This window comes from Gryllotalpicola sp. CP2-P1, from assembly GCF_057512245.1.
This window is the reverse complement of record NZ_JBLRDT010000091.1, coordinates 1-10,706: the sequence shown is the minus strand read 5'-3', so window position 1 is coordinate 10,706 and position 10,706 is coordinate 1. Positions and strand designations below refer to the sequence as shown.

General features: G+C 69.6%; 10 protein-coding genes. 6 read left to right on the top strand and 4 right to left on the bottom strand.

Annotation, left to right across the window (positions count from 1 at the left end; all coding sequences use genetic code 11):
* The 3 genes from ACM2XV_RS08730 to ACM2XV_RS08720 form a co-directional block, all read right to left on the bottom strand.
* Positions 1 to 462, bottom strand: a 462-nt coding sequence (locus ACM2XV_RS08730) for a VIT1/CCC1 transporter family protein (RefSeq protein WP_487026651.1), incomplete at its 3' end; no start/stop codon positions are given.
* Between the two features lie 84 nt (positions 463 to 546).
* On the bottom strand, positions 547 to 1,737 hold the full coding sequence (locus ACM2XV_RS08725; RefSeq protein WP_487026650.1) for a Na+/H+ antiporter NhaA: 1,191 nt from the start codon (positions 1,735 to 1,737) through the stop codon (positions 547 to 549).
* Positions 1,738 to 1,851: 114 nt separating this feature from the next.
* On the bottom strand, positions 1,852 to 3,138 hold the full coding sequence (locus tag ACM2XV_RS08720) for a S53 family peptidase (RefSeq protein WP_344773852.1): 1,287 nt from the start codon (positions 3,136 to 3,138) through the stop codon (positions 1,852 to 1,854).
* Positions 3,139 to 3,307: 169 nt separating this feature from the next.
* Between ACM2XV_RS08720 and ACM2XV_RS08715 the strand changes: the two genes are divergently transcribed.
* Positions 3,308 to 3,943 (top strand): nucleoside triphosphate pyrophosphohydrolase, encoded by a 636-nt coding sequence (locus tag ACM2XV_RS08715; RefSeq protein ID WP_487026649.1) that lies wholly within the window; start codon positions 3,308 to 3,310, stop codon positions 3,941 to 3,943.
* 72 nt (positions 3,944 to 4,015) lie between these two features.
* On the opposite strand, the gene ACM2XV_RS08710 is transcribed toward ACM2XV_RS08715, so the two are convergent.
* Positions 4,016 to 5,464 (bottom strand): MDR family MFS transporter, encoded by a 1,449-nt coding sequence (locus tag ACM2XV_RS08710; RefSeq protein ID WP_487026648.1) that lies wholly within the window; start codon positions 5,462 to 5,464, stop codon positions 4,016 to 4,018.
* 57 nt (positions 5,465 to 5,521) lie between these two features.
* Between ACM2XV_RS08710 and hisS the strand changes: the two genes are divergently transcribed.
* The 5 genes from hisS to ACM2XV_RS08685 all read left to right on the top strand — a co-directional run.
* Positions 5,522 to 6,799: a histidine--tRNA ligase gene (gene hisS, locus ACM2XV_RS08705; protein WP_487026647.1), complete on the top strand. Its 1,278-nt coding sequence runs from the start codon at positions 5,522 to 5,524 to the stop codon at positions 6,797 to 6,799.
* Positions 6,800 to 6,911: 112 nt separating this feature from the next.
* Positions 6,912 to 8,192 (top strand): phosphopyruvate hydratase, encoded by a 1,281-nt coding sequence (eno, locus tag ACM2XV_RS08700; protein ID WP_344773860.1) that lies wholly within the window; start codon positions 6,912 to 6,914, stop codon positions 8,190 to 8,192.
* 146 nt (positions 8,193 to 8,338) lie between these two features.
* Positions 8,339 to 8,791 (top strand): FtsB family cell division protein, encoded by a 453-nt coding sequence (locus ACM2XV_RS08695; protein ID WP_487026646.1) that lies wholly within the window; start codon positions 8,339 to 8,341, stop codon positions 8,789 to 8,791.
* Positions 8,792 to 8,817: 26 nt separating this feature from the next.
* Positions 8,818 to 9,333: a DUF501 domain-containing protein gene (locus tag ACM2XV_RS08690; RefSeq protein ID WP_344773864.1), complete on the top strand. Its 516-nt coding sequence runs from the start codon at positions 8,818 to 8,820 to the stop codon at positions 9,331 to 9,333.
* Between the two features lie 53 nt (positions 9,334 to 9,386).
* The coding region (locus tag ACM2XV_RS08685) for an NAD(P)/FAD-dependent oxidoreductase (protein ID WP_487026645.1) at positions 9,387 to 10,706 on the top strand (1,320 nt) is incomplete at its 3' end.

The following is a 10,706-nucleotide window of genomic DNA, read 5'->3' as shown; positions in this document are numbered from 1 at the left end:
GGTGAGGGCGAGCGCGAGCAGCACGGCCCCGAAGGTGACCGGGACCTTCGGCGGCACCGGAACGAGCACAGCGCACAGGAACGGCAGCAGGCCGCCGATGAAGAAGGCGATGAGGGATGCCAGCGCCGCATGCACCGGGCTGACGTCGTCGTCTTCTGCGCCACTCTCACCACGGGCGATGCGCGCGCGCACCGCGTCGCGCTGGGAGCTCACCGAGACATACTCGCCGAGGGCCATCGAGAGTGCGCCGCCGATCAGTGCGGCGGTGCCGGCCAGCAGAATGGGGTGCACGGCGGTCGTCGCACCCGCCACCCCGATGACCACGGCGGCGACCGAGACGATGCCGTCGTTCGCGCCGAGGACTCCGGCGCGCAGCCAGTTCAGCCGAGACGCGAGGCTCTCGGGCGCGGGCGCGCTCGAGGTTCCGAGAAGGGCGCGCAGCGGCGAGAGAACGTTGGACACATCTCTATGGAAACACCGCCGCGCGCCGGGCGCTAGCAAGGTGAGGCGACCCTAAATCCCTGATCAGAACCGCAGTCTGCGGCCTCAGCGACCGCTCACTGCGCGGCGGTCGTAGTGCCGTGACCGCAGCGCCACGAACACGGCCGAGTACGCGATCGCGATCACCGAGCCCGCGAGCACGGCGATCGTCCCTTCATCGGTGATCTGCTCGCTCCCGCGGAACGCGAGCTCGTTCATCAGCAGCGACACGGTGAACCCGATGCCCCCGAGGCATCCCACCATCATGAGGTCCACCGGGTTGCGGGCGATGCCGGGCGCGCGCGAGCCGAGTCCGCCGAGCAGCCCCGCGAGAACGATGCCGCACACCTTGCCCAGCGGCAGGGCGACCACGATGGCCCAGAACTCGGCGTGCAGCTCGTCGATGCCGACGGCGGGGAACGCCACCGCGGCGGCGGCGAAGGCGAACAAGGGCAGCACGACGCCGTTGGTGACGGGCTCGAGCTGCGCGCGCATGCGCTCGCCCGGCATCCGCGCGATCACGAATCCCAGTGCGACGCCGGCGATGGTCGCGTGAACGCCGCTCATCAGCACGAACCACCACGTGAGCACGGCGAGCGCCCACAGCACCGCGATGACGGGCCAGCGCGGCCGCCGCCCGCGCAGATAGGGGGAGCGCGGGGCGAGCAGCTTGCTCAGCCACGCGAAGACGAGCAGGCAGCCGGCGGCGCCCGCGAGCCAGGGCAGCTCGACCGCAGGGGTGAAGAAGAACGCGATGATCAGGATCGCGATGAGGTCGTCGATGACCGCGAGCGCGAGCAGGAACACGCGGACGTGACCGGGGATGCCGCGACCGAACAGCCCCAGGACCCCGAGTGCGAACGCGATGTCGGTCGCCGTCGGGATCGGCCAGCCGGTGGGGAAGTCGCGCCCGGCGATCGCCAGGTAGATCAGCGCGGGCGCGATCACGCCGCCGAGCGCCGCGATCGTCGGCAGCAGGGCCTTGCGAGGGGAGTTCAGCTCGCCGGCCGCGAGCTCGTGCCGCAGCTCGACCGAGACGCTGAAGAAGAACACCGCCAGCAGGCCGTCGCTGACCCAGTGCCGCGGAGACAGCGAGAGGCCGGGCAAGGGGAGGGACGGGTGCCAGTTCGCGAAGCCGATCAGCGCATGGCCGATGCCGGGAAGGTTCGCGAGAACCAGGCCGAGCACTGCGGCGCCGAGCAGCAGCACGGCCGCCACGCGCTCGGAACGGACGAGGTGGAAGGCAGTCATCGGCATCTCCAGAAGTCGCTGATGGATGCCGACCAGGCTTCCCGGCTCACCGAGCACCACCCTACGTGAATGCCGCCGCCGAGTCGGTGCTCGGCGGCGGCATCCGCTCAGGCGCTGCCGTTATGAGCGCGCGGCGATGATCTTTCCGACGTCGGGGGTGCCCCAGCCGGTCGGCGCGTCCCAGCCGGCGGCGGCCGGGAAGCCCCCGCTGAAGGTGGTGGTCTCGTTGTCGCCCACCGTCACGTCGTCGAGCAGCCCCTGCGCGGCCCACGACTTCGCGAGGGTGCCGACGTTGCCGACGGTGCGACCCGTGGCCTGCATGACGTCCGCGGTCAGAGCCGCCCACTGCGGGGCTCCGGCCGAGGTGCCGCCCATGAAGTACAGGCCGCTGTTGTCAGCGCCGAGGAACCCGAGGTAGGTCAGCACGCCCGTGTAGACGGAGGCGTTGTAGGCGACGTCAGAGCCCTTCTTCGCGTCGAACAGGCTCGGTGCGCCGCCGGTCACCCCGAACGCGCCCTGCGAGCAGTCCAGGGGGCAGGCCGTGTCGTCGTCCCACACCGTCTCGTTCGGCTCGTCGAGCCCGCTGCCCTTCCACAGATTGGTGCCGCCGACCGCTGTCACGTTGGGGTCCGAGGCGGGGTATGCGAAGTTCGCGTAGCCGGCGCCGTTGTCGGACCCGGAGTCGCCCGACGAGGCGAACACCGAGATGCCCGCAGCAGCGGCGGCTGCGAGCGCCTTCTCGCCCTGCTGCGTCTGGCCGTTGTTGGCATTCGCGTTCTTGATGGCGCTGTCGGGCACCCCGTAGCTCATCGAGAGCACCGTGCCGAGGTGGTTGTCGGCGACGTACTTCTCAGCGGTGTCGATGGATGCGCCAGAGTCGTTCGCTGCGACGACGAGCGCGATCTTCGCGCCGGGCGCGACCGCGTGCGCCCACTGGACGTCGAGCGAGGTCTCCTGCGCCCAGCTGGTCTGGGTGCCCTTGCCGGTCCACGTCGGCTTGCCCCCGGGGTAGTACACCGTCAGGTCCGCCGCGGGCAGCCCGAAGGTCTGCGAGAAGGCGGCGAGATCGGAGGCCACGGTGGGGCTCCCGAAGGCATCGATGATCGCGATGGTCTGACCGGTCCCGGCCGGAACCCCATCGATCGTCGCCGGAATGTCGTACGCCGCGCGGATGCTGTCGGGCGTCTGGCAGGCGAACCCGGTTTCCGCGAGGCACTCGGCCGGGGTCAGCGACAGCGCCGGGCTCGCGGCGCCCGTCGACAGCCCCGACTTCACAGCGATCGGGTCGACGGTGTAGGTGAGCTTGCCGCTCGTGCTCGCTGCGGATGCCGCCGCTGCTCCTGAGACGGCCAGGGCGGTCGCCCCGATCGCGGCCACCGTGAGCGAAAGGAGAGATCTGTGCTTCATTGACACTCCAAGGTCCTGCCGTCGCGCTGTCGCGACGGTCCGACCGCAGACTATCCGCCCGTCTAGGGGGCAGAACGCCACGTCCGCCGTCTCAGGCGCGGCTGTAGCGCAGTCTTCACGCGGCCGATTCGAGCCCGTAATCCGACGCGGCGCGGGCAATACTGACAGCATGACCACGAGTGAGCTCGACGCCTTCGCCGCCGCCATGTCCGAGGTGCTCGACAGGTGCGTCTGGAGTCAGCGCGAGACCCACGAGAGCCTGGTGCAGTACCTCATCGAAGAGAGCTACGAGCTCGTCGAGGCGATCGAGTCCGGTACGCGCGACGACCTGCTCGAAGAGCTCGGCGACGTGCTCTGGCAGGTGGTCTTCCACGCCGAGATCGCGCGCCGCACGCCCGCCGAGGGCTTCGACATCCAGGATGTCGCGGCCAATGTGCGCGCCAAGATGGTCCGCCGCCACCCGCACGTCTTCGGCGGCGAGGTCGCCGAGACCCCTGAGGACGTCGTGCGACTGTGGACCGCGGCGAAGAAGGCCGAGAAGCGCGATCGCACGAGCGTTCTCGACGGCATCCCCAGCGCCCTGCCCGCGCTCGCGCTCGCCGACAAGACGCTCGGCCGCGCCGCGTCCGTCGGCGTCGAGCCGGATGCCTCGCCCGCGGCCTTTTCGAACGAGGAGGAGCTCGGCGAGCTGCTGCTCGGCGTCGTCGCAGCGGCGCGCGCCCAGGGCCTCGACGCCGAGCGCGCGCTGCGCACGAGCACCCGCGCCCTCGCGCGGGAAGTCCGCGCCGCAGAGCGCCCGGCCTAGCGTGCGCTGCTCGGATCCGCTGGACGCTGCTCGGATCCGGACAGCGCGGAGCGGATCCGAGCAGCGCAACCGTTACGCGGCGACAGCGGCCCCGGTGTCGGTCTGGGGTGCGGCCTCGCGCCGGTGCGCGGGCAGGAACAGCACCGACACGAGCAGCACGAGCGCGACGAAGAAGATCGCCAGGTAGACGAGGTGCATCGCGCTCGCGAGCCCCGCGCCCTCGGGCACCCCGGCCGCGTTGAGCGTCACCCGCGAGTTGACCACCGCGCCGAAGATCGCGACGCCGATCGCCGAGCCCATCGAGCGCGCGAACATGTTGGTGCCGGTGACGGCGCCGCGCTCGCGGTACTCGGCGGAGGCCTGCGCGGCGATCAGCGACGGAACGGCCGTGAAGCCCATGCCGGCGCCGATCACGAAGCAGAAGATGGCGACGAGCCAGATCGACGAGTGCGCCCCGAGCATCAGCGTGAGGGCGGTGCCCAGCACGACGAGCAGCGCGCCGATCACCGAGGTGACACGGAAGCCCCAGCGCAGATAGATGCGCCCGGCTTGCGAGGCGGCGGCGGGCCAGCCGACCGTGAGCGCTGCGAGCGCGAGGCCCGCGATCAGGGCGCCGAAACCGAGCACGCTCTGGGCGTAGATCGGCACGTAGGTCGACAGGCCGAGCACGACGACGCCGATCATGAGCGACGCGATCGTCGAGGCGGCGACGACGCGCCGCTTGAGCAAGGCGAGCGAGAAGATCGGATGCTCCGTTCGCAGTTCGACGTAGACGAAGGCCGCGAGCAGGGCGGCGGCCAGCACGAAGATGCCGATGCCGATCGCCGAGCCCCACGCCCACGCCTGGCCGCCCTCGAGCAGCCCGAGCAAGAGCAGCGTGGTGCCGCCGGCCAGCAGCACGGCACCGAGGTAGTCGATCGGCTCGCGCTCGGAGGCCGCGCGCTTCTCGTGGTACGAGCGCCACAGCATGAACACCGCGACGGCGCCCAGGGGGATGTTGATCCAGAAGATCCACCGCCAGATGCCGAGCTGCGCGAACACACCTCCGAGGGTCGGCCCGACGACCGAGGCGATGGCCCACACCGAGGCGAGGTAGCCCTGCACCTTGGCGCGCTCCTGCAGCGTGTAGAGGTCGGCGGTGATGGTCATCGAGACGGGCAGCACGGCACCGGCGCCGAGCCCCTGGATGACGCGCGCGCCGATCAGCACCGGCATCGACCACGCCGCACCGCACAGGATCGACCCGAGCAGGAACAGCGCGATGCCGAACAGCAGGGTGTTCTTGCGCCCGAGGGCGTCGGCGAGGCGACCGTAGATCGGGACGACCACGGCCTGAGCGAGCAGGTAGACCGAGAACAGCCAGGGCAGCTGCTGGAAGTGCCCGAGGTCCTTCGCGATCGACGTCGAGGCCGTCGCGATGATCGTCGAGTCGAGCGCGACGAGACCCGTGGCGAGCATCTGGGAGAGCAGGACCGGGCCGCGCTCGGAGCGCAGCCCGACCCCGGAGGATCGTTCAGGCATGTGAACTACAAGTCCCACGCGCTCCTGGCGTATTCCCAGCGATGAGAGGATTGCCTTATGGCCCAAGACGTGAACCCGCCTCGTGGCATGCGCGATTTCCTGCCGGCCGAGAAGGCGAAGCGCGAGCGCCTCCTCGCCGTCATCCGCTCGCAGTACGCGGCGCGCGGTTTCGAGGAGATCGAGACACCCGTCGTCGAGGACGCGGCGCGGCTGCACTCCGGCCTCGGCGGCGACAACGAGAAGCTCGCGTTCGGAATCCTCAAGCGGGGGCTCGACGCCGACGATGTGAGCACGGCCGCGGCATCCGGCGACCTCGCCTCGCTCACCGATCTGGGCCTGCGCTTCGACCTCACGGTGCCGCTCGCGCGCTTCTACGCGACCAACCGCGCCAAGCTCCCCGGCGTCTTCAAGTCGATCCAGATCGCCCCGGTGTGGCGCGCCGAGCGCCCTCAGAAGGGCCGCTACCGCCAGTTCGTGCAGTGCGACATCGACATCATCGGCGAGCCCGGCATCTTGGCCGAGGTCGAGCTGATCACGGCGACGGCGGCGACGCTGACGGCGCTGGGGCTCGCCGGATGCCGCATCCGCATCAATCACCGCGCGATCCTGCGGCACCTGATCGCCTCGTGGAAGATCGCGCCCAAGAGCACCGAGCGCGCCCTCATCACGATCGACAAAGAGGACAAGATCGGCGTCGACGGCGTCGTGGCCGAGCTCGTGGCGCTCGAACTGCTCGACGCAGACCTCGCAGACCAGGCGCGCGCCGACCTCGGCGAGCTGGCCGACGACGGGTGGAACCTCACAGGCGAGAACGCGCCGGCCTGGCTCGATCAGGACGCGTACGCGCAGCTGCGCCAGATCCGCGACGCGGTGAAGGCAGCCGCGCCCGAGGTGCCGCTGATCTTCTCGCACAACCTCGTGCGCGGCATGGGTTACTACACGGGGGCGATCTTCGAGATCCAGCACCCCGAGTTCGGCTACTCCCTGGGCGGCGGCGGGCGCTACGACGGCATGATCGGGCGCTTCGCGGGCACGGATGCCCCGGCTGCCGGCTTCTCGATCGGGTTCGAGCGCATCGTCGACCTCATTCCCGACGCGGAAGCCGACGCAGAGAGTGCGGTCGTGCTGCTGCACGACAACGACGTGGCCCCCGCGACGCTCATCGCGCTGCAGACCGCGCTCGTCGCAGACGGCAAGCGCGTGCGGCTCGAGAAGCGCACCAAGAACGTGAAGGCCCTGCTCGCCCGCGCGGAGGAGTCGGGATACGGGGCGGTCGCGAACGTGAACGCGCAGACCGCGTCCGTCGCCGAGCTGGAGTTCCGACCGCTCGGCTGAACAGCGCGGGCCGTGGCGAAAAACTTCCGTCTTCGGGCCGGAGTCCCGCTTCCCACCCCCGCCTGGCCGCTCACTAGTCTTGAGACCGACACCCCATCAGAAGGAGAAAACAGTGGCTGCTATCGAGGCCGTTGGCGCTCGCGAGATCCTGGATTCCCGCGGCAACCCGACCGTCGAGGTCGAGGTCCTGCTCGACGACGGGACCGTGTCCCGCGCGGCTGTCCCATCCGGCGCATCGACCGGTGCATTCGAGGCCTACGAGCTGCGCGACGGCGACAAGGGCCGCTACCTCGGCAAGGGCGTCACCAAGGCGGTCGACGCCGTGCTCGACGTGCTCGGCCCGGCCGTCGAGGGGCTCGAGGCCACCGAGCAGCGCATCATCGACGCCACCCTGATCGAGGCCGACGGCAGCGACAACAAGTCGACCCTGGGCGCCAACGCGATCCTCGGCGTCTCGCTCGCCGTCGCCCGCGCCGCCGCGGACTCGGTGGACCTGCCGCTCTACCAGTACGTCGGCGGCCCCAACGCGCATGTCCTTCCCGTGCCGCTGTTCAATGTCATCAACGGCGGCGAGCATGCCGACAACGGCATCGACTTTCAGGAGTTCTTCCTCGCCCCCATCGGCGCCGAGACCTTCGCCGAGGCGCTGCGCTGGGGTGCAGAGACCTACCACGTCCTCAAGGGCGAGCTGAAGGCGGCCGGCTTCGCGACGGGCCTCGGCGACGAGGGCGGCTTCGCTCCCGACCTGCCCAGCAACCGCGAGGGCCTCGACTTCCTGATCAAGGCGATCGAGAAGGCCGGCTTCACCCCGGGCTCCGACATCGCCGTGGGCCTCGACGTCGCCGCGACCGAGTTCTTCAACGACGGCGTCTACCGCGTCGAGAACAAGGACTGGACCGCCGAGCAGCTCATCGAGTACTTCACCGGTCTCGTGAACGACTTCCCGATCGTGACCATCGAGGACGCGCTCGCCGAGGACGACTGGGACAACTGGAAGGCCTTCACCGAGGCGCTCGGCCGCAAGGTGCAGCTCGTCGGCGACGACCTGTTCGTCACCAACCCGACGCGCCTGGCCAAGGGCATCGACCTCGGCGTCGCCAACTCGCTGCTCGTCAAGGTGAACCAGATCGGCACGCTCACCGAGACGCTCGATGCCGTCGAGCTCGCGCACCGCGCCGGCTACACCACGATGTTCTCGCACCGCTCGGGCGAGACCGAAGACACCACGATCGCCGACCTCGTCGTCGCCGTGAACTCGGGCCAGATCAAGAGCGGCGCCCCCGCCCGCAGCGAGCGCGTCGCGAAGTACAATCAGCTGCTGCGCATCGAAGAGGAGCTCGGCGACGCCGCGACCTTCGCCGGTGCCAAGGCCTTCCCCCGCTTCGGGAAGTAGGCAACCGCGGGTCGACTCGGCGAAGCCGAATGGAGACCGCAGCGCGGGTCGACTCGGCGAAGCCGAATGGAGACCCAGCGTTCTTTCAGAAGGCGCGCCGCCCGGATAGGGCGGCGCGCCTTCGCGTCTCGCCTACGCTCGGGAGCATGTCGACCGCCCGCACCACCGCCGTCAATGCGCGGGGCTGGCTGCGCGGCATCCGCTTCTCGTGGTTCGCCGTCGTCATGTTCGTCGTGCTGGTGCTCGGCGTGCTGGTGCTCGCTCCGACCGTGCGCATGTACACGGCCCAGCAGCAGCAGATCTCGAAGCTGCAGCAGCAGAACGCCGATCAGAGGGCCGAAGTCAGCAAGCTGGACGCGCAGATCAAGAACTGGGACGACCCCGACTACATCAAGGCGCAGGCGCGCGACCGGCTGCTCTATGTGATGCCGGGCGAGACGAGCTACCTGATCATCGACGACCTGCCCGCCGCGCCCGCGAAGACGCCGAAGAAGGTCAGCACGAAGGTGCAGCAGCAGGACGGCGACTGGTCGGCGACGCTGCTGCGCTCGATCCTCGAGAAGCCGGCGACGACGCCCGGGACCGGCGGCGGCCACTAGGGCGCTGCTGCTGGGAGAATGGCCTGATGAGCACTCCTCCCTTCGCACCGGCCAGCGACCGCGACATCGCCGTGGTGTCGGCGCAGCTGGGGCGACCCGCCCGCGGCGTGCTCGGCATCGCCGCCCGGTGCGCGTGCGGCAATCCGACGGTCGTCGCGACGGCACCGCGGCTGCCCGGCGCCGGCACCCCGTTCCCGACGCTGTACTACCTGAGCCACCCCGCCGCCACGGCGGCGATGTCGCGGCTCGAGGCCGACCATGTCATGGTCGAGCTTCAAGAGCTGCTGGCGACCGACGCCGACGTGCAGGCTGCCTACCGGAAGGCGCACGAGGCGTACCTCGCAGACCGCGAGTCGATCGAGATCGTCGATGAGATCCGGGGATTCTCCGCCGGCGGCATGCCCACGCGGGTGAAGTGCCTGCATGCGCTCGCGGCGCACTCTCTGGCGGCCGGCCGGGGCGTGAATCCGATCGGGGACCTCGCCCTGGAACGTGGGAATTGGTCCCCTGATGTCTGCGAATGCGCCGATTACGGCGTCTGATTGACCGCCTGTAGGCTAGAGACACACTTTTTCCTCCGAGGAGTCGCTGAACTGTGCCCAAGATCCTGATTGTCGGCGGTGGCTACGCCGGTTTTTACACCGCGTGGAAGCTGGAGAAATCCCTTCGTAAGGGCGAGGCAGAGGTCACTCTGATCGACCCGCTGCCCTACATGACGTACCAGCCGTTCCTCCCCGAGGTCGCAGCCGGTTCCATCGACCCGCGGTACGCGACGGTCAACCACCGTCGTCACCTGAAGAGCACGAAGCTCATCGCAGGTCGGGCGACCTTCATCAACAATGCCGAGAAGAAGGTCACCGTTACGCCGGTGGTGGGCGAGCCCTTCGATGTCGAGTACGACCAGGTGGTCGTCACCGCCGGTGCGGTCAGCCGCACCTTCCCGATTCCGGGTGTCGCCGACCTCGCGTACGGCATGAAGAACATCGAAGAGGCCGTCGCCGTGCGCGACCGCCTCATCACCAACTTCGACAAGGCCGCGGTGCTGCCCAAGGGCGACCCGCTCCGCGAGCGACTGCTGACCGTCACGGTCGTCGGCGGCGGCTTCGCCGGCATCGAGGCCTACGGCGAGCTGCGCTCGGCCGCCTCGGCTCTGCTCAAGTTCTACCCTGAGATCGACTTCGAAGAGACGAAGTTCCACCTCGTCGAGGCGATGGGCCGCATCATGCCCGAGGTGTCGCTCGAGACGAGCCACTGGGTCGTCAACCGCCTCGCCGAGCGCGGCGCGCCCATCCACCTCGACACCCAGCTCAAGAGCGCCGAGAACGGCCGCGTCGAACTGTCGAACGGCGACGTCTACGAGAGCGACCTCATCGTGTGGACCGCCGGCGTCATGGCCACGCCGACCGTCACGCGCAACACCGACCTGCCGATCGAGGCACGTGGCCGCATCACGACCAACGCTTCGCTGCGTGTGATCGACGCCGATGGCGATGTCATCGAGGGCGCCTGGTCCGCCGGCGACGTGGCGGCGGTTCCCGACCTGACCGGCAAGGGCGTCGGCGGCTTCTGCGTGCCGAACGCGCAGCACGCCGTGCGCCAGGCCAAGCGCCTCGCCAAGAACCTCATCGCTGTTCTGCGCGGCGAGGACCCGGTCGACTACATCCACAAGAGCCTCGGCGCGGTGGCGAGCATCGGCCTCTACGACGGTGTGTTCCAGTCGGGCAACCTCGCGTTCAAGGGCTTCATCGCGTGGCTCATGCACCGCGGCTACCACGGCCTCGCCATGCCCACGTGGGAGCGCAAGTGGCGCGTGATCTTCGGCTGGCTCGGCAACTTCTTCCTGGGCCGCGACTTCGCGACGATCGCCGCCGTGCAGACGCCGCGCTCCAACTTCGAGGAGTTCGCGTCGCGCCCG

What these genes read in the sequence shown, in the direction of transcription:
- ACM2XV_RS08725 (WP_487026650.1), bottom strand. Translation starts at nt 1,737, where the DNA reads ATGCCGATGACTGCCTTCCACCTCGTCCGTTCCGAGCGCGTGGCGGCC.
- ACM2XV_RS08720 (WP_344773852.1), bottom strand. Translation starts at nt 3,138, where the DNA reads ATGAAGCACAGATCTCTCCTTTCGCTCACGGTGGCCGCGATCGGGGCG.
- ACM2XV_RS08715 (WP_487026649.1), top strand. Translation starts at nt 3,308, where the DNA reads ATGACCACGAGTGAGCTCGACGCCTTCGCCGCCGCCATGTCCGAGGTG.
- ACM2XV_RS08710 (WP_487026648.1), bottom strand. Translation starts at nt 5,464, where the DNA reads ATGCCTGAACGATCCTCCGGGGTCGGGCTGCGCTCCGAGCGCGGCCCG.
- hisS (WP_487026647.1), top strand. Translation starts at nt 5,522, where the DNA reads ATGGCCCAAGACGTGAACCCGCCTCGTGGCATGCGCGATTTCCTGCCG.
- ACM2XV_RS08695 (WP_487026646.1), top strand. Translation starts at nt 8,339, where the DNA reads ATGTCGACCGCCCGCACCACCGCCGTCAATGCGCGGGGCTGGCTGCGC.
- ACM2XV_RS08690 (WP_344773864.1), top strand. Translation starts at nt 8,818, where the DNA reads ATGAGCACTCCTCCCTTCGCACCGGCCAGCGACCGCGACATCGCCGTG.